Raw genomic sequence first — 22,532 nt, 5'->3', positions numbered from 1 at the left:
CCATGCCCATGACACATGTGTCTCGCAAGGTGCTGCAGGGCGGCGCCGTACTGATGATCACCTCCCTGCTCGCGGCCTGTGGCGGGTCGAGCGGCGACGGTGGCGACCAGCAGGTCTCCATGACGCTCGCGACCCCGACCTGGAACGCGGGAATCGCCTCGATCGCGGTGTCCCAGGAGATGGGCTACTTCGAGGACGAGGGCCTGGACGTCGAGATCATCCTGGCCGACTCCGCGACGACCCAGGTCCAGCAGATCGCGACCGGGCAGGTGGCGACCGGGGCCGTCAGCCCCGAACCGGTGATCCTGGGCCGTGAGCCCGGCAAGAACCTCGATCTGACCTACTTCATGTCCTACTACAAGGACAACATCTATGGTCTGAGAGTCCCCGCGGACAGCGACATCACGTCGATCGAGGACCTCGAGGGCAAGACGGTGGGCGCGATCAGCCTCGCGAGCGCCTCGGTCACGCAGGCCCAGGTCGGTCTGCGTGAGGCGGGGGTACCGGAGGACTCGGTGACCTTCGTCGCGATCGGGACGGGAGGCCAGCAGGCCACTGCCGTGGAGAACGGCCAGGTCGACGCGCTCGCCTTGCTGGACACGTCGTTCCAGGTCCTCGAGAACCAGGGGATCGAGCTGCGCGAGATCGAGGTCCCGGGTACCGACGAGCTCACGAGCGGCGGACTCGCGGCCCGGACCAGTGACCTGGAGGAGGACCGCGAGCTCTACGTCAAGCTCGGACGCGCGATCGCCAAGGGCGTGGTCTTCAGCGAGGCGAACCCCGAAGCCGCCATCGAGCTGCTCTTCGACGCCCACCCCGAGGCGCGCCCCTCGGGCCTCGAGGACGACGTCGCCGTCGCGTCGTCGGTCTCCGTCCTCGAAGCGCGACTGGCCAACCTCGGTGCCGAGGACGACCCGTACGGCGCCATCGATCAGCAGGCGCTACAGGCCAACGTGGACTTCCTGCTCGACGCGGGCGAGCTCACCGAGCCGGTGGACCCCGCCGACCTGTACGACGACTCGTTGATCCAGGACATCAACGACTTCGACCGTGCCGCCGTCCGTCAGGAAGCCGCCGACCATGCCTGATGACATGACCGTGATCGACCCCTCGGGGCTGAGCGCGCAGGAGAACTACCGGCTGCTCACGGGCTGCGTCGTTCCCCGCCCCATCGCGTGGGTGACTTCCGTGAGTCGTGACGGTGCGGCGAATCTGGCGCCGTTCAGCGCCTTCACGATGGTGTCCAACGATCCGCCCATGGTCGGAATCAACATCGGTCGGCGTGAGGGTGAGTTCAAGGACACGGCCCGCAACATCGCCGAGCGGGGCGAGTACGTCGTGAACATCCCTGGTTGGGAGCACTGGAGGGACGTCCACGAGTCGGGGGAGGTACATCCCCCCGGCGTCGACGAAGCCGAGATCCTCGGACTCGGGACCGAGCCGAGCGACGTGGTGAGCGTGCCCCGGCTGGCCACGGCTCGGGTGAGTCTGGAGTGTCGGCTCGCGCGCGTGGTGGAGTTCGGTCGGGCCGGCGCGCAGTTCACAGTGGGTGAGGTCGTGCGGTTCCATGTGCTCTCGTCGGCGTTGGACGGCCTCAAGATCGACACCGCGATGATCGATCCGGCGTCGCGCCTGGCTGGTCCGACCTACGGACGGCTCGGGAACGTCGAACGCATCGGTCACGCGCCGAGGGGCCCGGGTCAGGGGGAGTCGTTGGCGGAACGCACCTGACGGGTCAGTCCTCGGCACCGAGCGACTGGGAGATCGTGGTCGCGGCGTTCCGGAGCGCCGCGAGTTCGACGCTCTCGGCGTGTACGTCGAGCACGTCGCGGGTGCTCAGGAGCGCGAGGGAGGCCGCGAGGCCGTGCTCGTCCCACACGGGAGTGGCGAGCACGGCAATGCCCCGGGTGCTGACCTGCGCGGCGTAACCACGCTCGGAGGTCTCGCGCACCAGGCGCTCGATCCGCTCACGCTCCCCGGACGGGAGCTGCCGCGAGGCCCGCGCCACGCTGGGGGAGTCGGCCATGAAGGTGTGGAAGATGCCGGTCTGCGCGGCGGCGGTCGACAGCTGCATGCCCACCCGCACGGAGACGACGATCTCGCGGCGCGGAGGTTCCTCGACGTGAGCCACGACCGGTGACGAAGAGCCCCAGAGCGACAGGACCGCCGTGATCTCGGTGTCGCGAGCCAGGGTCTGCATGGGGTCCACGGCCAGGCGCAGGATGTCGCGTCGGCCGAGAGCGAAGGCGCCGAGTTGCACGAGCGCCGGCCCCGGAACATACGTGCGGTCATCGCGGAGGTCGAGCACGTTGGCGTTGACCAGGGACGTCAGATAGCGGTAGGTCGTCGTGCGATTGAGTCCGATGAGGTCGGCGGCTTCGGTCGAAGTCACCGATTCACGATGCGGACCGAACAGTGCGAGGATCATGCCCACGCGGTCTACAGCTTGGATGTCCACTCCGGCGCCCCTTGACGTGATGTGTTCCAGTTGTTCACATGGCGACCACATCGTACCCCGCCAGCGGGCACCCCAAAGAACTGCTGGCGACGCCCAGCCCCTCGGAACCAGGCCTGGGAACCCAGTGGAGTCGGCGGGGAGCCGACCATCCGGGGCGGGGGCGGCCCTGACCAGGCGAGCCTTGGTTGGTGGCGAGGCACAGGCACTCGCCGCCGGTCGTCCCGGCGGCATTCACGGAGAACGACGCCAGTGTCCGCGGTGCGATCGAAGCCGCGGTGTCCGGTGTGGCTCACGCACCGACCGGCCGGTGACCCTTCCGTGCCCGCGTGGGCGGCCTCCCTCCGGTGGGGGCGGTCCGGGGATCCCTCAGACCGTCGCCCGGACGATCTCCACGGTACGGGCCAGGTGGGGCTCGGAACGGTCGGCGCGGTGGGCGACGGCGAGTTCCACGTGCGCGTCGGCCCCGGTGAGTGGCCGGTAGGCGACGCCGTGGAGTTCCAGCGCAGTGACGGGTTCGGGCACGACCGCCACACCGAGACCCCCGGCCACCAGAGTGACCAGAGTCGAGGTCTCGCCGACCTCATGGCGGATGCGTGGCTCGACGCCCGCGTCGCGGAGCAGGCCCAGGACGATGTCGTACATCACCGACCGGCGGTCGGCGGAGTGCACGATGAGATCCTCGCTGGCGAGGTCCTCGGCACGCAGGCGTCTGCGCTGGGCGAGGCGGTGGTTCACCGGCAGGGCGACGACCAGCCGGTCCCGACGCAGTGTGTGCACGATGATGGAGCGATCGGCCACCGGGGGACGCAACAACGCGACGTCGATCGTTCCCTTGCGCAGTGCCTCGACCTGGTCGGGGCCCAGCATGTCACCCCGGAAGGAGAAGTCGACCCCCGGGAGTTCGACCGAAAGCCGGCGGGAGAGCGTCGGCAGGAGGCTGTACGTCGCCGATCCCACACATCCGAGCGCGAGGTGGCCCACAGAGCCGGAGGCGATGAGGCGGGCGTGGTGGGCTGCCTTCTCGACGTCGGCGAGGATCCCGCGCGCCAGATCCAGGTAGACCCGACCGGCCTCCGTGAGGTCGACGCGACGTGTCGTGCGGTACAGCAGTTCGACACCGAGTTCCGCCTCGAGTTGGCGGATCTGCTGGGAGAGCGGCGGCTGGGCCATGTGAAGCCGCTCGGCGGCCCGACCGAAGTGGCGTTCCTCCGCCACCGCCACGAAGTACCTGAGATGACGCAGATCCATATCTGGTCCATATCAATAGCCTTGGATATGAGTACTTCAGGATATCGCGCTCAGGGATTAGCGTCGTTGGCATGAGTTCATTCCTGTACGCCGCGACACGGACGCCGTTCGGTCGCTTCAACGGCGCGCTGGCCGGCGTCCGCCCTGACGACCTGGCCGCGGCCGCGATCACCTCGACGCTCGCCAAGGTGCCCGGGTTCGACCGGGCCGCGATCGACGACGTGGTCTGGGGCAACGCCAACGGAGCCGGAGAGGAGAACCGCAACGTCGGCCGCATGGCCGCGCTGCTCGCCGGACTGCCGGTCAGTGTCCCGGGCACCACGGTCAACAGACTGTGCGGCTCCGGCCTCGACGCGGCGATGACGGCCAGCCGGACGATCGAGTCCGGCGACGCCGAGGTCGTGCTGACCGGTGGTGTGGAGTCGATGACGCGGGCGCCGTGGGTGCTGCCCAAATCGGCGAGGCCGTTCCCGGTCGGCGACGTCACCGCGGTGTCGACCACGCTCGGTTGGCGTCTGGTCAACCCGCGCATGCCCAAGGAGTGGACGGTCGGCCTCGGTGAGGCCAACGAACTACTCCAGGAGCGCTTCGGGATCTCCCGCGAGCGTCAGGACCGGTTCGCCGCACGCTCTCACGGACTCGCCGACCAGGCCTGGGAATCAGGCTTCTACGACGACCTGGTGGCACCGGTGGGAGGGGCCGACCTGGTTCGCGACGAAGGCATCCGAGCCGAATCCACACCGGAGGTACTGGCCACACTCAAGCCGGTGTTCCGTTCACCGGAGCAGGGCGGCACCATCACCGCGGGGAACGCCAGTCCCCTCAACGACGGAGCGTCCGCGGTGCTGTTGGGAAGTGAGAGGGCCGCGGACACGATCGGGGCCGACCCGATCGCCCGCATCGCTGGCCGGGGAGTGATGGCGCTGGAGCCGCAGGACTTCGGCTACGCCCCGGTCGAGGCTGCCAACCGCGCCTTGGCCCGAGCCGGGATCGGCTGGGACCAGGTGGGCGCGGTCGAACTCAACGAAGCCTTCGCCGTGCAGGCGCTGGCCTGCCTCGATGCCTGGGGGATCGATCCCGCCATCGTCAACCAGAAGGGCGGGGCCATCGCGATCGGACACCCGCTGGGCGCTTCCGGTGGTCGTATCCTCGCCACCCTGGCCAAGGTGCTGCGCGAGTCGGGGCAGCGCTACGGAGTCGCCGCGTTGTGCGTCGGGGTCGGCCAGGGGCTGGCCGTCGTGCTGGAGAACTGCGATGTCACGGAGCGGGTCCGATGAGCCGCGCGGAAGTCGCTGAGAGCGCCGACGCCGCCGTGGCCGGGGTCGAGGACGGGGCCACCGTCCTCGTCGGCGGCTTCGGTCTGGCGGGTATGCCGTTCGATCTGATCGAGGCGCTCATCCGCCAGGGAGCCAAGGACCTCACGATCGTGTCCAACAACGCCGGCAACGGCGAGGTCGGGCTCGCCGCGCTGCTCGCGGCGGGCCGGGTGCGCAAGGTGGTCTGTTCGTTTCCCCGGCAGGCCGACTCCTGGGTCTTCGATCGTCTCTACCGTTCGGGGGGGACCGAACTCGAAGTGGTGCCGCAGGGCAACCTCGCCGAGCGGATGCGCGCGGCGGGTGCGGGCATCGGTGCCTTCTACTGCCCGACGGCGATCGGTACACCTCTGGCCGAGGGCAGGGAGGAACGTGAGATCGACGGTCGCAGATACCTCTTGGAGTACCCGATCAAGGGCGACTACGCCCTGATCGGCGCGCACAGGGCGGACACGTTGGGCAACCTCACCTACCGCAAGACCGCACGTAACTTCGGGCCGGTCATGGCCACTGCGGCGACGACGACCGTCGTTCAGGTCGATCAGATCGTCGAGCCCGGGGAACTCGTCCCCGAGGCCGTCGTGACCCCGTCCATCTACGTCGACCGGATCGTCCAGGTGGAGACCCGTCGCTACACCGTCCAGGGGGCACGATGACCCACTCGAGCAACCCGCACGCCGGAGCGCCGATGAAGGCCGACCACCGTTTGTCGATGGACGAGTTGGCCGCCGTCGTCGCCGCCGACATCCCGGCCGGAGCCTTCGTCAATCTCGGGATCGGGCAGCCCACCAGGATCGCCGACCACCTGCCAGCCAGCTCAGGGGTGGTGCTCCACACCGAGAACGGCATGCTCAACATGGGGCCCAGGGCCGAGGGCGACGCCGTTGACCCTGACCTGACCAACGCGGGCAAGGTCCCGGTGACCGAGCTTCCCGGATCGGCGTACTTCCACCAGGCCGACTCCTTCGCCATGATGCGCGGCGGGCACCTGGACGTCTGTGTCCTCGGCGCCTACCAGGTGGGGTTCCAGGGCGACCTCGCCAACTGGCACACGGGCGAACCCGACGCCATTCCCGCTGTCGGCGGTGCCATGGACCTCGCCATCGGTGCCAAGGACGTCCACGTGATGATGCCCCTGTTCACCCGCTCGGCTGAACCGAAACTCGTACCGCACTGCACGTATCCGCTCACCGGGGTCGGGTGTGTCAGTCGCGTCTACACGGACCACGGCGTCTTCGAGGTCGGTGCCGAGGGCGTACGGATCCGGGAGACGTACGGTGTCGGAGCCCACGAACTGGCAGGACGACTCGGCATCACGAACTCCGGCACCGCGCCCAACGGCTGAGAGGACTCGCACCGTCGCCCAGCGGTCCCATGACACGGGACAGCTCGGTGAGGAAGGCGACGGAGTCATCGCGAGGGACCGTTCCCGGGTACGGCGCACACACCGGGGCGGGATCTCGCGTCCGTGTGGCCGTTCCGCCCGTGACCTGCCGACGTGAACCCTGCTGACCCCGTCTCCTGGGCCCTCGGCGCGTCGATCCCCGCCGACGTGTTCGTGTCACCGGTGGGGTGGGCGACGGTGCGCCCCACCCCACCGCCCCGGTTCTGTCAGTCGTCTTCGGGCTCGGGCTCCTCGGGTGTGAGGTAGTTGCCGATGAACCCCAGGACACCGAAGGCCGCCGCCGCGCCGATGCTCGGCACGAACAGCAGGTCGGAGGCTCCGGTCACCCAGTCCGGACGTTGGGTGAGGACTCCGGCCATCTGTCCCAGGACCAGGAGCGCTCCGAGCGCAAGACAACAGACGAGGCCGATCTTGAACAGCGCGCGGACCACGGTGAAGGCCCGGGGCTTGAGAGCGAGCACGGTCATACCCCCAGGATCGGAAGGATGCTCCAACCGATCAGACAGCCGATCAGGAAGATCGGGATCATGTAGTAGACGATGAGCGGCAGGAAGGTGCTCTCCGGCCGTGCCCCGGTCAGGCTGGCGGCGACGAAGATCGAGCCGGATGCGGGAGGGGAGGCCCCTTCGGTGGAGGCGAACACCAGGATCGCGATGATCGCAAGGAGCGGGTCGACCCCCACGCCGACCAGCGCGAGGAAGGAGATCTGACCGACCGCGGTCAGGGTGGCCGTGGACGAGAGCGGACCGGCGACCAGGGTGATCACCAGGCCGACGACGACCACCATCACGGTGGAACCGACGGGCAGGGACTCGAGGAGGACGTTGACGTCCTCGGCCAGGCCCAGGCGCCCCAGGATCTCGCTCGCGGCGATCGCGAAGAACAGCAGGGCCCCGATGGTCGCGAACTTGGGGAGGGCGCCGTCCAGCAGACGGGACCAGCCGCTCACCGTCCGTGGGAGACGGTCCCGTCCGGCGATGAGCGAGAAGCCGATGATGAGGATGGGGATCCAGGTCAGTAGCGAGATGTCGTCGACCGCGTCGCCGAGCGGCGTGGATTCGGCCAGGTAGGTGGCCAGGGGACCCACGGTGACGGCGATGGGAATCAGGGCACCGAGGAAGATCGTCAACGCGCTGGCACCCTGCCGTAGCGACGTACGCATCGGCACCAGGTCGTGTTCGTCCACCTTGGGGACCCCGTCGCGGCGGACGAAGTACGTCACGAGACCGATGCGCAGCAGGATCTGGTAGAGCCCGGCCACCAGCAGGCCCAGATACACCTGGCCGGTGGTGACCATCCCCCCGGCGAAGCCGATCATGATGACCATCGAGGCGCTGGGGGGCAGAGCCGCGCCCATCCCGCCGTTTCCGGCGAGCACGGTCGCCGCCCGCGTGGGGGTCCACCCGGTACGCACCATCCAGGGACCGGTGAAGGATCCGCTGGAGGCGGTGTTCGCGGAGTTGGACCCGGACAGGGCCCCGAAGACGGCCGATCCGGCCGTGTCGATGAACGCGGGACCGCCGCGGACGCGCCCGAAGGCGGAGTTGAGGATGGCCAGGATCTTCTGGATCAGCCCCGTGGTGTCGATGAGGTAGGCCATGAAGACGAAGGCCAGGGCCGCGTAGAGCACGTCGTGGGTGAGGGCGTCGGCCAGCCCTCCCAGGAGGTACGCCGGGGCCCGCGTTCCGGCGAACAGGGCGGTGACCACGAGTCCGAGCAGCATGGCCTCACCCATGTTCCGCTTGAACACGACGTTCCACACGATGATCACGGCGATGAACGCCGCGAGGGCTAGTAGCGCGATCGGCATGGGTCGACTTTCGGTGGAGGGGAGCTCTGACGCCCGTGGGCGGGCGGGGTGTCGCCCCGGGGGAGCGACCGCTGGTGGGAGGGGAACCTCATGCGCGTTCCCTCCGGATGGCCTCGCGGCGTTCGGCCTCGTCGGCCAGGACGAGTCGGGCGGCGTCGAGGGTCCGCTCGGCCTCCAGACGGGGCACGACGAACACGCCGTCGCCGTCGGCCACCACGATGTCTCCTGGGGAACAGACCGCGCCGCCCACCGAGATGGTGCGACCGACGTGGCCGGGTCCGTCCTTGTAGGGGCCCGCGGGGGAGATCGCGGCGGACCAGACGGGGAAGCCCAGTTCGCGCAGTTCGTCGGCGTCCCGGACCGCGCCGTCGATCACCATCCCCCGCACTCCCTTGTTGATGGCGCGTTCGGCGATGAGCTCTCCCAGCAACGCCCGGGAGTCGTCACCCCCTCCGTCCACGACCAGCACGTCGCCGGGTCGCGCGACGGCCAGGGCCTGGTGCAACGCGCGGTTGTCGCCGGGCCGCGTCTGCACTGTCAGAGCACGCCCGGAGAGCCGAGCCCCGGCCCAGACGGGCCTGATCCTGGAGGACAGGAAACCGAGACGGTCCCGCGCGTCCCCGACGGCGGCGGTGGGGACCGTCGTGTAGGCGTCGATCAACTGTTCGTCGGGCTGTTCTGTCACGCGCGCCAGATACCGGTGACGGTCGGCCGCGCCCGTGCTCACGGGGGCTTCCACGCGCAGCTCGTTCAACAGGGCGATGCTGGCGTCCAGCTCCTGGGAGCGCCGCACGGCGTGCAGACGTGTCCCGTGATCCAGCCGCGCGAGCGCGGCGGTCCCGTCCGTGAGGGTGGCGGCCACCTGCTCACGCATCCACTCCTCCTCGCCTGCCGCGGTTCCGGCGTCCAAGGCCTCGGTGATCAGTGCCCCCAGCCCCTTCATGAACACGCTGCGCAGCAGCTTGCGCCCCGACGCGGCGCCCACGGTCGCGCCGATCGGCTCGGCGTCCGAACCCACGGCCCTCAGCGCCCGGGCGGCCTCCTCGGCGGCCGGTCCCGCGAGGAGGATGTTGACCTTCGGCCCGAACTTGACGACCGAACCGATGAGAGCGCCGTCGACCACGCGGGCCGCGCCATCGATGGTACGAGCCACATCCGCCTTGACCTGCGGCGAGGCCGCGTTGAGGTCGATGTAGACGGCGTCGGTTCGCAGCGCGGACGCGGCTTCGCGGGCGACGGAGACCGCATGGGCGGCCGTGGCCAGGCTCAGGACGACATCCGCTCCGGTCACCGCCTCCGCCGTCGACGGGGCCCGGGTGACGCCCTCGGGGGTCCGCGCCGTGCTCGCGGGATCGAAGCCGACGGCCTGCCAACCGACGGCGGCGAAGGCCTCCGCGAAGATCGCGCCGGCTTCGCCGAGTCCCAGGACAGCTACCTTCATCATTCCACCAGCTATCATTGAGTGATAGTTCCTCTTGTTGATTGATAGCGAGTGTGACCTGTGGCTCTCTCGGCTGTCAACCTGCCGGAAACCTCTCCGCTACCTTGGAGAGGGCGACAGCAAGCTGGATCGCCGTGTCCGGTGGGCCCCGAGGTCACTGCCCGGGGCGAGGAAGTTTTCCGAGGAACACGAGCGAAGGAGTGGCGAGGCGAGCATGGGCGCCGGAGGCGGAAACCAGGGGCGCACGCTCGACCGTGCGCTGGACGTGCTCGAGTGCCTGGAACGCGCGCGCGGTCCGCTGAGGCTGAGCGACATCGCCAGGGAGGCTGACCTGCACCTGGCCACCACTCAACGGACGGTGAACCAGCTCGTGCGGCGTGGCTACGTCCAGCAGGGACGCCTGGGGTACTCGCTCGGGCCGGTGGTGTTGGGGCTGGCGCACGGTTTCGTGGTCAACGACCGTGTGAGCACGATCGCGACGCCTGTGCTCACCGAGCTCTCCGCGACCACGCGACTGACGTCCTCCGTGTTCGTCCGCTCGGGGGACGAGCGCATCCTCATCGCACGCGTCAGCGGAGCGGACCCCCTCCGCTACCAGTTCCCGATCGGGCGTCGCGTGCCGCTCGACGTCGGCGGTGGGAAGGTGTTGCTCGCCGCGTGGCCGGACGGGGAGATCGAGGACTACGTACGCCGCTTTCCACGGACCTCGCTGGCCTCCGGCAGGACTCAGGGGGAGCGGGAACTGATGGAGGACGTCCGGGGAGTGCGCGAGGACGGCTACTACCTCGCGGAGTCCGAGCGGGAACTCGGTGCGCTGAGTCTGAGCGTGCCGGTGTACGACGCCGACAAGGAACTCGCCGGGGCGATCAACCTGGTGACGACGACCGATGTCACCAGCGCGGACCAGCTGCTCACCTGGTTGCCCGAGCTGTCACGGGGGGCCGGGGCGATCGGCGCTCGTATCTGAACCGACCACCTCGGCGGCTGGCTGCCCGTGGGGTGAAGCAGGACGGCGAACAACCAGGCCGTCCTCGTTCGAACGCTGGCTCACCCATGGAACGGGGGCGGCTGTTCGGTGGTGTGTCGATCCTCGGAGAGCGTTCAGCGCCTCCCTGCGAGATTGAGCAGTGAAACGACCCCGACCCGCCGCAGCCGCAAGCCGTCAGGTCGTCGTCGCCACGGCTGGCCGAATCGTGTCCCTGGACGTGGCTGCCCTACCCGGCGCGGTAGTGGCATGGTGCCTCCAGAGGTTCGGGTTCGCAACCGACACCGATGCTCTCTCCCGTTGGTCCTGGGCGCGCTGGTGGGGTGCATCGTCGCGGCAGGGCTCTATCTAGCTGCGGCTTGCCTGTTGCGCATCGAAGGAGTGCATCAGGGCTACTCCTTGCTCAGTTCGCGAATGCGCGGTGCGCTGGGCTCACACCATCTTGGGCCTTCTCGGCGCCGCTAGGAGCACCAACGAGTTCCTGTGCTCGTGTCCAGCGGCTGCGGAGGCACACAACTCATGGATCGGCCGAACCCCCACCGGCGCGACCATCGTGGACGGGGCGCTGACACAGCCAATCCTGCCAAGGCGAGGGTCGGTACGCGTACGCCCTGTTCCGATCACGACCAGACACCGCCGGACGACGTCCCACAAATGCGAGGCCCCGTGGCCTCGATGAACAACACTGGGTCGCATGACGGAGGAACGCTCGACTCGACCACCAGCCCCGAGTGATCTTCTGCCCGATCTCACCCCCGGACAACTCCGTGCGCTCCACCAGATCGGACGAGAGTGGGGTCAGGTGGCGGGGGAGCCGAAGGAATGGCGCCGTGCTCTCCCGGTGGACCCGACAGTGGGGAGCTACCCGGCACGTCACCAGGTCCGGCAGCCGCGCTACGAACGCTTCGTCACAGTCTCCGAACTCGGCGGAGATCCCCGTACGACACTCGCCTCGGCGGCCGCTGACGAAGCCTCCACTCCCGCGGGCCGCGCTGGCTATCGCTTGCGCCGCGTGCTCCTGGGGCCAGCCCTGAAGAGCACCGCGCTGGTCCGTGAACGCATGCGCAAACTCGTCGCCCTGCCCGTGCTGTCCTCCGACGCCCTGTCCTCCGTCGCCTACGGCCCCGAGGCGATGCTCACCATCCTCGTCATCGGCGGCGTGGCGGGCCTGTCCCTCTCGCTGCCGATCGCCCTGATGATCATGCTGATGATGCTGGCGGTGGGACTCTCCTACCGACAGACCATCCGCGCCTATCCCAACGGCGGCGGTTCCTACATCGTGGCCAGCCACAACCTCGGGCGAGCACCGGGCCTCCTGGCGGCGGGCGGTCTCATCGTCGACTACGTCCTCACCGTCGCGGTGTCGATCGCCGCAGGCATCGCCGCGATCACCTCCGCGCTGCCCGCGCTCAGCGGAGCGACCGTGCCCATCGGCCTGGGTGTCATCGCCCTGCTCCTGGCCGGGAACCTGCGCGGCGTGCGCCAGGCGGGCATCCTCTTCGCGGCCCCCACCTACGTCTTCGTCCTCTCTGTCGGCGCCGTGATCGTCGTCGGTCTCGTCGACGCGGCCCTCCGTGGCTTCCCCCCGGCTCCCACGCCCCAGGTCAACGCCACCACGGGCGTCACGCTGTTCCTCATCTTGAGGGCCTTCACGTCGGGGGCCACGGCCCTGACCGGCATCGAGGCCATCACCAACGCCGTCCCCGCGTTCAGGCCCGTCGAGTGGCGCAACGCCCGCACCGCGCTGACCTGGATGATCGGCACACTGTTGGCGCTGTTCGGTGGTCTTATAGCCCTGATCCTGGTCACCGGCACGATCCCGGCACCGGGTGAGACCGTGCTCTCGCAGCTGGCCCGGCACTCCTTCGGGACCGGCGCCATGTACGTGCTCGTTCAGGCGAGTACGGCGGCCATCCTCCTGCTGGCCGCCAACACCGCCTACAACGACTTTCCACGGGTCCTGTCCCTGTTGGCACGCGACCACCATGCCCCCCGCGGGTTCATGCGCATGGGTGACCGACTGGCCTACAGCAACGGCATCCTCCTGCTGTCGGTCGCGGCCGCCCTGATCTTCGTCTCCTTCGGTGGCGACACGACCTCCCTGATCCCGCTGTACGCGGTCGGGGTGTTCCTGGCCTTCACACTCTCGCAGGCCGGCATGGTGGTGCACTGGTGGCGCTCACGAGCCCGGCACTGGCGCACGAGCCTCGCGTTCAACGCCACGGGGGCCGTGATGTGCGGGGCGGTGTTCGTCACCGCCGCCATCGTCAAGTTCAGCGCGGGAGCGTGGGTGGCGCTTCTGGCCGTGGCCGCGTTCGTCGTGCTGGCCCTGCGCATCCGCGTCCACTACGACGCCGTCGGGCGTGCGCTGCGGCTGCGACCCCACGCGGCCCCCGCCCCGGGTGGCCCGATCAGCGTGGTCCGTCGTCCACCCGATGGGCGTACACCCACGGGACGGCCAGACGCGGAAGCGCCTGTGGATGAGGCGGGCCCCGAGACAAGAGTGGGGGCGAGCCGCGTGGAGGGGCCGGGGGACCAGGAGGCGGAGGAGACCCCCGAGGAGGTCCACCACCTGTCGGTCGTTCCCGTGGAGACCCTTGATCTGGCCAACATCCGTGCCCTGGCCTACGCGGCCTCACTCCGACAACCCGTTCTCGCCGTCCACCTCAGCCCCTCCGAGGAGGAGGCGGAGAGGATGCGGGGGTACTGGCTGCACTGGGGGGACCATCTGCCCCTGGAAGTGGTGGTCTGCCCCTATCGGACGATCATCGCCCCGTTGGTGAACTACATCGAGGCGCTGCGCGAACAGCGGTCGGACCTGACGATCACGGTGATCTTGCCCGAGGTGGTGCCCCGGCGATGGTGGCACCGGGTCCTCCACGACCGGATGGCGTTTCGACTCAGGCACGCCCTGCGCGAACGTCCCAAGATCGTCGTCACCACCGTGCCCTTCCACGTCTGAGCCATCGTCGCGGGGCCCCACACACGACACAGCCGACGCATCCCCGGAGCCTGCCCGGGTGAATCGAGTTTCGCCCGCTGATCGCGCGTGTGTGTCGCTCACAGGACGAGGCCAGAGCGAGCATGAACATGGTCCTGCGTCACGAGCTCGGGCGATGCACTGGGTGTCGGTGAGACGCGGATACGAGAACCGGGGTTGGTACCTGAGCCGCGCGACGGCTGGCCCCCGTCATGGCACAGGAGGGGGGCGGGGTGGGGGACTGGGAACAGTGGCTGCTGACCGTACCGGTCGGCGTGATCTACTCAGTCGCCCTCGTGTTGCCGTTCCTGGAGTCAGCAGTCTTCGTCGGACTGGTGGTTCCCGGCGAGACCGGGCTGCTGGTCGCCGGAGCGGTAGCGGGCCTGGGCCACGCGGATCCCTTCGTAGTGGCGGCCTGTGGAATCGTCGGAGCCGTCGCTGGGGACACCGTCGGTTTCCTTGTCGGTCGTCGCCTGGGGCCACGACTGACCACCGGAAGGCTCGGCCGCATGATCGGTACCGCCCGCTGGGAACGCGCTGAGGGGTTCGTGCAGCGCTACGGTGGCCACGCGGTGTTCCTCGGTCGCTGGGTGGGGTTCGCGCGTGCCCTCGTCCCGGCACTGGCGGGCGCTGGCGGTCTGGGATACCGGCGCTTCCTCGTCTGGAACGCGTTGGGGGGTGCGGTGTGGGCGACGTCCGTGACCCTGCTCGGATACCTTGCCGGGAACTCCTGGCAGCATGTGGAGCGTATCTTCGGTGCGGCCGTGATCCTGGTGCTGCTCGCCGGAGCCGTGGTCCTGTTCACTGTGGTCCTCGCCCGATGGATCGCCCGACACCCCGACCGCGTGCGCGGTTGGGTCGGGCGCCAGGTGGAGCGACCCGGCGTGCGAACGGTTCTCGCGCGCTACGACCGGCAGGTCCAGTGGCTGGGCCGCAGATTCCAACCGCACACGGTGCTGGGCCTGCAACTGACCGCAGGGGTGGCGTTCATCGTGATCGGAGGATGGTTCTTCGGCGCGGTGCTCCAGGACGTCCTCGTCGGTGAGGAGGCCGTCCGAGTCGACCGACCGATCCTGCACTGGTTGGCCACACACCGGGACGACGCCCTGACCTCGATCGTCGTCCCAGTCCACGGTCTCACGGGTGTGTGGGGCTCCCTGGGCGTCGCCGTCGCCGTCGCCGGAGCCCTTCTGGTGCGGGGACGCCTCCGTAACGTGGTTCTGGCCCTGGCGGCATGGGGTGGTGCTGCGGGCAGCGCTCTGGTGGTGGCCGCGTTGGTCGGGCGTTCCGGGCCACCACCGGCCTGTGCCCTCGCCGCTGGGCCCACCAGTGGGTCCTTTCCCGCGTTCGAGGTCGCGACCACGACGGCCGTGGCCAGTGTCCTGGCCTGTCTTGCGAGCGGGCGGGCGCGTAGTTGGGTTCGCGCGGTGATCTACTGGACCGTGGCCCTGCTCTGGGCAGGCACGGCCGGAGCCCTGGCTGCCTACCTCGGTGTGGCGTGGGCCACCGACGTTCTGGGTGGCTGGGCCCTGGGAGCGTTGTGGTCCGCGGCCCTGGTCACCACGACCACCCAGTGGGAACGCCTGTCCGACTCGGCGTACACGAGCTGAACGTGTCTCCCCAGAGGGAAGGCTCCCCAGGTCCGCTCACACGCGGGCGAAACTCATGTCGGACCCGGCCCCACGAGTGCGAAGAGCAGAACGTTCTCAGCGGGCACACCGAAGCGACGATCCATCAGGAGCCGGGCGATGCGGATCAGGAAAGCCCTTCACCGCTGAGCGTTCGGAGCGGACTGTTCGGAGTGGGTCTCCCCGTTGGTTGACCCGTACCCGCCTCCGCCACCACCGCCCGAGCCCGATCCCGGGCAGCCTGTGGCGAGGACGGCGACCGCTGCCGCAGCCAGGGCCCCGAAGAGTACCCGGCCCACACGCTGGGGTGGAACCTGGCCGCGATCGGTGTCGTCCTGCATGACTCATCCCATCTGTGACCTGCCGGTATCTCTGGCTACGAGACGCCAGCGGCGCCACTGGCAGCTATCTCCTGCCCAAGCAACGTCGTTCAGAAACTCTCCGGGCGTGTGCCCCCACCCGTGGGGCCACACGCGTCGACCCGCTCGACCGGGTAGGCGACGAGTTCTTGGGCGGTGGCCAAGGCCCGGTGGTAGCGGCCCAGACGGTCCGGTGAGTCGGTGGTGGTCAGGTGGTCGCGTTCGGGCCGGGACAGCCACCACAGCCGCACGCCGCGCCGCGGTGGTGACCGCTGTCGAGCGGCTTTTCCCCCGAGCACGCTGAGGTCGCCCGGACCGGCGGCGGCCTGCTCGAACATTCCCGAAACGGTGCCGGCCGCCCTTGCCGCTCACCAATGGGCGCATCCTGCTGACGAATCAGCGCTCCTGGGCCAGGGGAACAGGTGTCGGCTGGGGCAGGCACGGGTGCCCCTTGCGCCTCACGCGGTGTCAGGATCTCGTGCTCACCGGAGCTTCGGACGAACCAGGCCTACATGCCCGTTCGTCCCGGCTGCACGAGAACGACGCCTACCTGGCGGCCTCCGGGTCTGCGGACTGCGTGTCTCCCATCTCCACACGGAAGGGGTAGGTCCTGGCTGCGGTGAACGCGTCGTGGATCGGCGTGATGAGCGAGTTGAGGCGACGGACATTGGCGTCACCGATCGGCATCCACAGCGCCGCGCAGTGCTCGTCGGTCTCGACCTCGATCTGCTCGCGCGCCGCGATGCCGGCATCGGTAGCGGTGCCGTCGGCGTTGAGCCAGCCGCGTGCGACGAGGCGTGTCGTTGCCGCAGCCACCTCCTCGTCGTCCCACAGCCGGGTGGCACGCGCGATCGCTTCCGGGAAGTGACCTGTCGCGGTTTGCAGAACGTTGCAGTCACACGGCCCGATGTCGTTGGCGGCGAGCACGATGAAATGCGCGTCGCCGCGCCACTCGCGCAGCACCGTGAGCTGCTGCCATAGCGCGACGAGCGGGTCGGCGGGGAGGGGGACCGAGGCGTTGGCGGCAGCCAACGTCTTCCCGGCGTAGTCGGCGCTCGCGACGACCGGGTCGATCAGCGATCGTGCCTCCGCGATCTGATCGGCGGCGAGGCTCACGTCGACGCGCTGCAACGCACGATCGACGGCTGCGAAGCGGGCGGCCTGCCACTCCTCTGGCGTCGCTGTGTCCCACACGCCTGCCATGGCCTGCACCGACCGCGGGCTGAAGTTGTAGAAGGCCGCGAGTGTGACGTGCCACGGGACCGCGCCCATCGGCGCTGACCGGAACGCGAAGTACGCCGGCCCGTACTCGGTCACGCCCAGCTTGGCGGCCTCTTCCGGCGCCTCGGGGATGAAGTAGACGAACAGGTGAGTCGCGTTGATGGTGAGGCTGACCTCGCGGACGGCGTTCAGATCCATGTCAGCGTGAGCGAAGGTGCTGGTGAGATGCATTGCGGTGGTCTCCCGGCAAGTGGAGGGATCAAGATCGTCTTTGGTGCATCCGGTAAGTCAGGGCGGCTCTGGCGCGGTGATCCGTACGGAGATCGCGCCGAGTTCCTGCACTTCGATCCGGGCCGTGTCTCCCGGTGCCAGGTAGCGGCGGCGGCCGGACAGCTCCTGGATGCAGCCCGTGCCCACGGGGCCGCTGGCGATGATGTCACCGGCTCGCAGCGAGGTGCCGCGCGACGCGTGCGCCAGCATCTCGCCGAACGACCAGTGGATCTCGTCCCAGCTGCCGCCGCCGTAGTGCTCATCGTTGACGTACCCGTCCATCCGCAACGCATAGCCCTTGCCCGAGCGGTAGGGCTCCAGTTCGTCGGGGGTCACAAGGAACGGGCCGAGGCTGGTCGAGGCGTCCTTGCTCTTGGACGGGCCGTACACGAACCCCATCTCGCTCGCGGAGATATCGCGTGCGCTCCAGTCGCAGTAGACCAGGTAGCCGGCGATGTGATTCTCCGCCGTGGCAGCCTCAAGGTTCGAGCAGTCCCCGGCGATCACCGCGGCGACCTCGACCTCGTAGTCCCACGACTGAGCGCCCGGGGCGATGGCGACCTCGTCGTGCGGTCCCTTGATCGCCGCCGGGTTGGAGAAGTGGAAGAGCGGATACTCGTACCAGACCGGGCTGACCCTGCCGTCGCCAACCGCTGCCTTGCCCGCGTTACTGATGTGGCGTTCGAACGCGGCGAAGTCCCGGATGGCCGGGGGCACCGGTATCGGCGCCAGCAAGTCGGCCGTGGCCAGATCGACGACCTCGGTCGGTTCCCTGGTTGCGGCGGCCTCCAATCCGCCCTCGGCGCGCAGCAGCTCCAACAGGCCCACGTCCACGGCGTGGATCTTGTTGTCGTGCACAACGCCGCAGCGCGTGGAGCCGTCTGGGGAGCGGTAGCTGACCCACTTCATCGGGCAAGCACCTCCCGGGTGCAGTCGTTCGTGCCCCCGGTGATCACAACCGCCTTCATGCGGCCACCGTTCGCGCGAACTTGACGATCTCCTCGACGAACAGCTCAGGCTGCTCCAGGGCGGCGAAGTGGCCGCCCGCGGGGATGTCGTCGTTGAAGTAGCGCAGGTCGTGATAGGCGCGCTCGGCCCAGATGCGCGGGGTACGCGTCAGTTCGTCCGGGAAGACGCTGACACCGACAGGAAGGTCCAGATCAGTCAGAGCGAGCGGTTGCCGGGCGTACTCCCAGTACAGGCGGGCCGCGGAAGCAGCCGTGCCGGTGAACCAGTACAGGGAGATGTGGTCGAGGATCTCGTCGGGGGTGAGGGCATCGGGCCGGGCCCAGTCGAGGAACTTCTCGTAGATCCAGGCGGCCTGCCCGGCGGGGGAGTCGGTCAGGGCGTAGCCGATGGTCTGTGGCCGGGTGCGCTGCACGACGTGGTATCCGGAATGGGCGGCGAAGAAGCGGCTGCCCTGTTCGAGTGCGGCCTTCTCCTCAGGGGTCGGGTCGTCGCCGACCGGTGGTGCGGCGAGGAACTCAGGGAAGTTGACGTGGACCGCACGCAGGCCCATCAGGCGCTGCGCCCCCATGCGGGTCGCGACGACACCGCCCCAGTCGCCTCCCTGGGCCAGGTAGGAGTCATAGCCCAGGCGCCGCATGAGCACGCCGTACGCGCGGGCGATCCGGTCCGGGTCCCAGCCTGTCGAGGCGGGTTGGTCGGAGAAGCCGTAGCCGGGCATCGAGGGGACGACCAGGTGGAAACCGTGCTCGGTGAGCGGGCCGACGGTCTTGAGGAACTCCAGGAACGAGCCCGGCCATCCGTGAAGCAGCAACAGGGGGGTGGCGTCGGGGCGGGGTGAGCGCACGTGCATGAAGTGCAGGCCGAGACCGTCGATGGTCGTGCGGAACTGACCCAGCTCGTTGAGCCGCCGCTCCAGATCGCGCCAGTCGTACGCGGTGGCCCAGTACTCCAGCAACTCCTCAAGGCGTTCCCGCTGCACCCCCTGGCTGCTGTCCGGCACTGTCTCCCGGCCGGCGAGGCGTACCCGGTGGAGCCGGTCCTTCAGATCCTCCAGAACACTGTCCGGAATGTCGATACGAAACGGTGTCACGCTGTCCGATGTCATGGTCACCACTGTGCGGTCGCGACAAGCGCGCAGTCCAATGATTGTTCCGACACACGTAATACAATCCGCGTATAAGTCCAGCTAGAGTGAGGTTGTGTCCGAACCCTTCCCCGCACCCGTGGACCTCGACCTCCGGCTGGTGCAGTGCTTCACGGTGATCGCCGAGTACCAGCACTTCGGCCGTGCCGCCGAAGCGCTGCACACCACCCAGCCGTCGCTGAGCCGACAGATCCGCCGCCTCGAACAGCAAGTGGGCGTCCGCCTGCTCGACCGCACCACGCGCGGCACCCGGCTCAGCGAGGCGGGCGAGGTTTTCCTGCCCCAGGCCCAGGGGTTGCTGCGCGCCGCGGTCGAGGCGATGGCCCGAACCCGGTCCGCGGCCCGGCCCAGCAGCATCACCATCGGCTACACCAAGGGGCTGGTCATCACTGCGGCCGTGCGGGCCCTGCGGGACCGCAATCCCGATGCCGAGGTCCACACCCGCCTGCTCGCCTGGAACGACTCGCGCGGCGCACTGCTGGAGCACCGCGTCGACGCGGTGGTGACGCGTCTGCCGTTCCCCACCGACCGGCTGCGCGTCACCGTCCTCTACGACGAACCGCGCGTGCTGGTCGTGCCCCGGGACCACCGTCTGGCCGGCGAGGAGTCGGTAACCCTCGACGACATCGCCGACGAGCCGATCCCCCGGGTACGCCAGTCCGACCCGTTACTCAACGCCTACTGGCGGCTCGATCCCCGGCCCGACGGGCGGCCCGCGCCCGACGGCCCCCTGGTCGAAGCCCTCGAGGACAAACACGAACTCATCGCCGCCGGGCAGGCCGTGGCCATCGGTCCGCCCCTCGACCACGCGACCGGCCTGCATCCCAGCCTCACCACCGTCCCGTTGCACGGGGTCGAACCGAGCCAGGTCGTACTCGCCACGCGCACCGGCGACCGCAGCCGTCTGGTCACCGCTTTCCGCAAGCATGCCGAAGCCCTGCTCACCGGAACCCACCCTGCGGGACCGATCCGCACCACATGATCAGCGGCAGCTCCGCCCGCATACGCAAGCGACCATGCTGGGCTGCCGCCACAGCGTCCCGCCAAGATCGGGGGCTCCTCCAGGGGAGTCCTACGCGCCGCTGAACTGGACGACGCCGAGCGGGCCGCGAGCACGAAACCCGCGTCAGCACCCTCGCTCCGACCAGACCGCGATCCGGGGCAGCGGCTACCGCTCATTCCCCTTCGGAGATACTTTCTGAGACCCTGGAGGTGCTGGTGCGCCCCGGCCAGCCGGTGGCCGCCCGGCTGCGCAAGGCCGCCGACGCGCCGACGGACAGGGGGCAGCCCCGGAGGCGGGCTCCCGCAGCACGGTCGCGTCGCCGGGCGCCCCCGCAGCGGCCCGCAGCGGCGGGCGCCTGGTGCAAGCGGAGAAGGGCCCGCAGGGCTCGCGGTGGTCGAGGACGTGGCGGCCGTGCGGTCGGCCCGCTCCTCGGAGCGCCGAACGATGGCCCGTCTCAGCCCCGCTTGCCTGCCCCCAACAGGGCCGTCTACCGCCACATCCTGGAGCAGCCCTCCTCGCCCCCGGGTTACTCTGCGGCTCGCCGTAGCTTCGGGAGAACCGGGCCTAGTCCCACTCAGCCCAGGGGTTTTCGAGACCCCGGCCTTGGGTTAATATCTGTCTATGCAGGCAAATAGTTGCTTGGGGATCAAAGAGAGGTCGACATGCAGACCAAGGACCGCGAAGAGAACCCTTACGGGCGACCCGTCGTCACCCTCCCCGACGCAGCGGAGCACCACGGCTACTACGCCCATGGGTTTGAGACGCTTCTCGGCTCAGAGGCGACCGCGAATCAGTACTTCATGGCCCGAGTTCGGGGGCTCCGGGCCGAGGGGGCACCGCCCTTCCACGTGCACACCCGCGAGGACGAGATTTGGATCGTCAACAGCGGGTTGTTCCGCTTCTGGTTGGGGGGTGAGTCCTTGGCGACCGCAACCGTCCACGACGTGGGGCCGGGGGGAGTCGTCTACGGACCGCGTGGCCTCGCGCACACCTTCCAGAGCATCGACGGTGCCGGGGATGTCACCGTTCTGTGGAACCCCGGCGGGATCCAGGACTACTTCACGTCGGTCGGCGAAGCCGAGGCGCGTGAGGACTTGGACAACCAGGCTCATCTCGAGTCCTTCGGCATGCACGTGTTGGACCGAGCCCCGGTCAACGGGGGATAGCCACAGCCCTTCACCGGCCTCGTGGGCGCTGACGGGCAGAGACCACACGCAACCGGCAGCTTGCCGACCATTCTGATCGCACGAGCGTGAAGGGTCCCTCAGCGATCCGACCCTCGGTGGTCGGTCGACGGTCTCTGTGTCCATACCAGCCACCGAGCGGTGGCTCAGCGTAGGAGGATCCGCAGACGTCGGCCACGACGCGGCTATCGGCCAGTGGGTCCCGCCGCGCGCTGGTGACAGTGCCGCACCTGCGGAGCAGGGTCACGGGGATGCCGAGCCCCACGTCGAGGTGTCGCACCGCACCCGTGGCGGGAAGAGCGCCATGCCCACGTGGTCAACACGGTGTGTCGGGGTCGCGATCACCTTCGAGTGCGAACCAGATCGCGACGAGCTGGTTCAACTGCTCGTCGTCAAGGCGATGCAGGAACAGGGCGCACAGGTCGCTGTGGTGTTGCCGCTGCGCCCGACGGAGCAGAGCCCGCCCCTCCTCGGTCATGACCGCTTCGAAGCTGCGTCCGTCGCTGACCGAGCGCCGCCGCTCGATCAGGTTCCGACGCTCCAGACGGTCGGCCAGACGCGTGAACCCACCACTGGACATCAGCCGTCGCTCGGCGAGGTCGGACATGCGTATGCCGCTTGTGCCAGCGGCGTCCAGAGCCAGTAGAACTTCGTATTCGGCGAGACTCACGTTCAACGGCGCGAGCCCGGCTTCGAGGGCACTCCAGATCCTCTCGTGGTTGCGTAGAAAACCTCCCCACGCCTTTTGTTCAAGGGGTCTCAGCCGGTTGTTCGCCATGGTCGGAGCATATCGGCTGGGATGCGGGCCGAGGAGAGCGGCCAGACGGCATGGTCTTCCACGGCCAGGGCGACGAGGCGTTCGCCCCTGCTCTGGTGGACAGCGCGGGTGACCACCGGATCGCGATGGCGGTCGCCGTCGTGTCCGTGGTCCGAACGAGCGGGCAGAGCACGATCTCGGGCTGGGGCTCGGTCGCTACCAGCTACCCCACCTCGCCTGCATTCGAACTTCTCCCGACCCCGGGCCGGTTCGGGTCGATCCGAACCGATGGCGTCAACCGGTCCAACCAGGCACCAATCGGCAATAATCAACAACTCATACATCCTGGGGGATGAC

At 69.0% G+C, this 22,532-nt stretch carries 21 protein-coding genes; 11 read left to right on the top strand and 10 right to left on the bottom strand.

Annotation, left to right across the window (positions count from 1 at the left end; all coding sequences use genetic code 11):
- Positions 1-8 precede the first annotated feature (8 nt).
- Both ADX84_RS03455 and ADX84_RS03450 read left to right on the top strand, forming a co-directional pair.
- Positions 9-1,088, top strand: coding sequence for an ABC transporter substrate-binding protein (locus ADX84_RS03455; protein WP_199776460.1), 1,080 nt, complete (start codon positions 9-11; stop codon positions 1,086-1,088).
- A complete protein-coding gene (locus tag ADX84_RS03450; protein ID WP_234003829.1) occupies positions 1,081-1,731 on the top strand; it encodes a flavin reductase family protein in 651 nt (216 codons plus the stop codon). Before ADX84_RS03455 ends, ADX84_RS03450 begins: the two co-directional genes overlap by 8 nt.
- A 4-nt stretch (positions 1,732-1,735) precedes the next feature.
- Here ADX84_RS03450 and ADX84_RS03445 read toward each other — a convergent pair whose 3' ends face one another.
- Both ADX84_RS03445 and ADX84_RS03440 read right to left on the bottom strand, forming a co-directional pair.
- On the bottom strand, positions 1,736-2,509 hold the full coding sequence (locus tag ADX84_RS03445) for an IclR family transcriptional regulator (RefSeq protein WP_255352544.1): 774 nt from the start codon (positions 2,507-2,509) through the stop codon (positions 1,736-1,738).
- Positions 2,510-2,824: 315 nt separating this feature from the next.
- A complete protein-coding gene (locus tag ADX84_RS03440; RefSeq protein ID WP_049567319.1) occupies positions 2,825-3,706 on the bottom strand; it encodes a LysR substrate-binding domain-containing protein in 882 nt (293 codons plus the stop codon).
- A 71-nt stretch (positions 3,707-3,777) separates the two neighbouring features.
- On the opposite strand from ADX84_RS03440, the gene ADX84_RS03435 reads away from it, so the two are divergent.
- From ADX84_RS03435 to ADX84_RS03425, 3 genes are read left to right on the top strand one after another with little or no spacing between them, the layout of a single operon-like run.
- Complete coding sequence (locus tag ADX84_RS03435) at positions 3,778-4,983, top strand: thiolase family protein (RefSeq protein ID WP_049567314.1); 1,206 nt, start codon at positions 3,778-3,780, stop codon at positions 4,981-4,983.
- Positions 4,980-5,675 carry a 3-oxoacid CoA-transferase subunit A gene (locus ADX84_RS03430; protein WP_049567309.1) on the top strand — a complete coding sequence of 232 codons (696 nt, stop codon included), beginning with the start codon at positions 4,980-4,982 and terminating at the stop codon, positions 5,673-5,675. The genes ADX84_RS03435 and ADX84_RS03430 overlap by 4 nt, the downstream gene beginning before the upstream one ends.
- 32 nt (positions 5,676-5,707) lie before the next feature.
- Complete coding sequence (locus ADX84_RS03425) at positions 5,708-6,364, top strand: CoA-transferase (RefSeq protein ID WP_199776464.1); 657 nt, start codon at positions 5,708-5,710, stop codon at positions 6,362-6,364.
- Between the two features lie 266 nt (positions 6,365-6,630).
- Here ADX84_RS03425 and ADX84_RS03420 read toward each other — a convergent pair whose 3' ends face one another.
- From ADX84_RS03420 to ADX84_RS03410, 3 genes are all read right to left on the bottom strand, one after another.
- The gene (locus ADX84_RS03420) at positions 6,631-6,891 is read right to left on the bottom strand and encodes a hypothetical protein (RefSeq protein WP_049567302.1); all 261 of its coding nucleotides are present in this window, start codon (positions 6,889-6,891) and stop codon (positions 6,631-6,633) included.
- Positions 6,888-8,234, bottom strand: a complete 1,347-nt coding sequence (locus ADX84_RS03415; protein WP_049567299.1) for a TRAP transporter large permease subunit — start codon at positions 8,232-8,234, stop codon at positions 6,888-6,890. Before ADX84_RS03415 ends, ADX84_RS03420 begins: the two co-directional genes overlap by 4 nt.
- Before the next feature lie 88 nt (positions 8,235-8,322).
- The gene (locus ADX84_RS03410) at positions 8,323-9,675 is read right to left on the bottom strand and encodes an NAD(P)-binding domain-containing protein (RefSeq protein ID WP_234003827.1); all 1,353 of its coding nucleotides are present in this window, start codon (positions 9,673-9,675) and stop codon (positions 8,323-8,325) included.
- Between the two features lie 214 nt (positions 9,676-9,889).
- On the opposite strand from ADX84_RS03410, the gene ADX84_RS03405 reads away from it, so the two are divergent.
- The 3 genes from ADX84_RS03405 (at position 9,890) to ADX84_RS03395 (ending at position 15,250) form a co-directional block, all read left to right on the top strand.
- Entirely contained in the window at positions 9,890-10,642 is a 753-nt protein-coding gene (locus ADX84_RS03405; protein WP_049567293.1) for an IclR family transcriptional regulator, read from the top strand.
- Between the two features lie 1,030 nt (positions 10,643-11,672).
- Positions 11,673-13,622: an APC family permease gene (locus tag ADX84_RS03400; RefSeq protein WP_234003826.1), complete on the top strand. Its 1,950-nt coding sequence runs from the start codon at positions 11,673-11,675 to the stop codon at positions 13,620-13,622.
- A 251-nt stretch (positions 13,623-13,873) separates the two neighbouring features.
- Positions 13,874-15,250, top strand: a complete 1,377-nt coding sequence (locus tag ADX84_RS03395; protein ID WP_049567288.1) for a VTT domain-containing protein — start codon at positions 13,874-13,876, stop codon at positions 15,248-15,250.
- A gap of 448 nt (positions 15,251-15,698) precedes the next feature.
- Here the strand turns inward: ADX84_RS03395 and ADX84_RS03390 are convergent, their stop codons facing one another.
- The 4 genes from ADX84_RS03390 to ADX84_RS03375 all read right to left on the bottom strand — a co-directional run bounded on the left by ADX84_RS03390 (position 15,699) and on the right by ADX84_RS03375 (position 19,192).
- The gene (locus ADX84_RS03390) at positions 15,699-15,965 is read right to left on the bottom strand and encodes a hypothetical protein (RefSeq protein ID WP_049567286.1); all 267 of its coding nucleotides are present in this window, start codon (positions 15,963-15,965) and stop codon (positions 15,699-15,701) included.
- A gap of 208 nt (positions 15,966-16,173) precedes the next feature.
- Positions 16,174-17,079, bottom strand: coding sequence for a hypothetical protein (locus ADX84_RS03385; protein ID WP_049567278.1), 906 nt, complete (start codon positions 17,077-17,079; stop codon positions 16,174-16,176).
- A 57-nt stretch (positions 17,080-17,136) separates the two neighbouring features.
- Positions 17,137-18,027 (bottom strand): fumarylacetoacetate hydrolase family protein, encoded by an 891-nt coding sequence (locus ADX84_RS03380; protein ID WP_049567274.1) that lies wholly within the window; start codon positions 18,025-18,027, stop codon positions 17,137-17,139.
- A gap of 55 nt (positions 18,028-18,082) precedes the next feature.
- The gene (locus tag ADX84_RS03375) at positions 18,083-19,192 is read right to left on the bottom strand and encodes an epoxide hydrolase family protein (protein WP_199776459.1); all 1,110 of its coding nucleotides are present in this window, start codon (positions 19,190-19,192) and stop codon (positions 18,083-18,085) included.
- Between the two features lie 94 nt (positions 19,193-19,286).
- Here ADX84_RS03375 and ADX84_RS03370 point away from each other — a divergent pair, with 94 nt between their 5' ends.
- Together ADX84_RS03370 and ADX84_RS03365 are read left to right on the top strand one after the other, a co-directional pair.
- Positions 19,287-20,213, top strand: coding sequence for a LysR family transcriptional regulator (locus ADX84_RS03370; RefSeq protein ID WP_049567263.1), 927 nt, complete (start codon positions 19,287-19,289; stop codon positions 20,211-20,213).
- 683 nt (positions 20,214-20,896) lie between these two features.
- Positions 20,897-21,400: a cupin domain-containing protein gene (locus ADX84_RS03365; protein WP_053107241.1), complete on the top strand. Its 504-nt coding sequence runs from the start codon at positions 20,897-20,899 to the stop codon at positions 21,398-21,400.
- Between the two features lie 334 nt (positions 21,401-21,734).
- Here ADX84_RS03365 and ADX84_RS25245 read toward each other — a convergent pair whose 3' ends face one another.
- Positions 21,735-22,196, bottom strand: coding sequence for a MarR family winged helix-turn-helix transcriptional regulator (locus tag ADX84_RS25245; RefSeq protein ID WP_082206272.1), 462 nt, complete (start codon positions 22,194-22,196; stop codon positions 21,735-21,737).
- 11 nt (positions 22,197-22,207) lie between these two features.
- Between ADX84_RS25245 and ADX84_RS27065 the strand changes: the two genes are divergently transcribed.
- On the top strand, positions 22,208-22,531 hold the full coding sequence (locus ADX84_RS27065) for a hypothetical protein (RefSeq protein ID WP_369801050.1): 324 nt from the start codon (positions 22,208-22,210) through the stop codon (positions 22,529-22,531).
- Position 22,532: the final 1 nt, after the last annotated feature.

It is taken from the genome of Nocardiopsis sp. SBT366 (assembly GCF_001083815.1).
In the GTDB taxonomy this organism is placed as follows: Bacteria; Actinomycetota; Actinomycetes; order Streptosporangiales; family Streptosporangiaceae; genus Nocardiopsis; species Nocardiopsis prasina.
The sequence above is the reverse complement of the archived record's forward strand: the minus strand, read 5'-3'. Positions and strand labels throughout refer to the sequence as shown.

What these genes read in the sequence shown, in the direction of transcription:
- ADX84_RS03455 (WP_199776460.1), top strand. Translation starts at nt 9, where the DNA reads ATGACACATGTGTCTCGCAAGGTGCTGCAGGGCGGCGCCGTACTGATG.
- ADX84_RS03450 (WP_234003829.1), top strand. Translation starts at nt 1,081, where the DNA reads ATGCCTGATGACATGACCGTGATCGACCCCTCGGGGCTGAGCGCGCAG.
- ADX84_RS03445 (WP_255352544.1), bottom strand. Translation starts at nt 2,509, where the DNA reads ATGTGGTCGCCATGTGAACAACTGGAACACATCACGTCAAGGGGCGCC.
- ADX84_RS03440 (WP_049567319.1), bottom strand. Translation starts at nt 3,706, where the DNA reads ATGGATCTGCGTCATCTCAGGTACTTCGTGGCGGTGGCGGAGGAACGC.
- ADX84_RS03435 (WP_049567314.1), top strand. Translation starts at nt 3,778, where the DNA reads ATGAGTTCATTCCTGTACGCCGCGACACGGACGCCGTTCGGTCGCTTC.
- ADX84_RS03430 (WP_049567309.1), top strand. Translation starts at nt 4,980, where the DNA reads ATGAGCCGCGCGGAAGTCGCTGAGAGCGCCGACGCCGCCGTGGCCGGG.
- ADX84_RS03425 (WP_199776464.1), top strand. Translation starts at nt 5,708, where the DNA reads ATGAAGGCCGACCACCGTTTGTCGATGGACGAGTTGGCCGCCGTCGTC.
- ADX84_RS03420 (WP_049567302.1), bottom strand. Translation starts at nt 6,891, where the DNA reads ATGACCGTGCTCGCTCTCAAGCCCCGGGCCTTCACCGTGGTCCGCGCG.
- ADX84_RS03415 (WP_049567299.1), bottom strand. Translation starts at nt 8,234, where the DNA reads ATGCCGATCGCGCTACTAGCCCTCGCGGCGTTCATCGCCGTGATCATC.
- ADX84_RS03410 (WP_234003827.1), bottom strand. Translation starts at nt 9,675, where the DNA reads ATGAAGGTAGCTGTCCTGGGACTCGGCGAAGCCGGCGCGATCTTCGCG.
- ADX84_RS03405 (WP_049567293.1), top strand. Translation starts at nt 9,890, where the DNA reads ATGGGCGCCGGAGGCGGAAACCAGGGGCGCACGCTCGACCGTGCGCTG.
- ADX84_RS03390 (WP_049567286.1), bottom strand. Translation starts at nt 15,965, where the DNA reads ATGTTCGAGCAGGCCGCCGCCGGTCCGGGCGACCTCAGCGTGCTCGGG.
- ADX84_RS03385 (WP_049567278.1), bottom strand. Translation starts at nt 17,079, where the DNA reads ATGCATCTCACCAGCACCTTCGCTCACGCTGACATGGATCTGAACGCC.
- ADX84_RS03380 (WP_049567274.1), bottom strand. Translation starts at nt 18,027, where the DNA reads ATGAAGTGGGTCAGCTACCGCTCCCCAGACGGCTCCACGCGCTGCGGC.
- ADX84_RS03375 (WP_199776459.1), bottom strand. Translation starts at nt 19,192, where the DNA reads ATGACATCGGACAGCGTGACACCGTTTCGTATCGACATTCCGGACAGT.
- ADX84_RS03365 (WP_053107241.1), top strand. Translation starts at nt 20,897, where the DNA reads ATGCAGACCAAGGACCGCGAAGAGAACCCTTACGGGCGACCCGTCGTC.
- ADX84_RS25245 (WP_082206272.1), bottom strand. Translation starts at nt 22,196, where the DNA reads ATGGCGAACAACCGGCTGAGACCCCTTGAACAAAAGGCGTGGGGAGGT.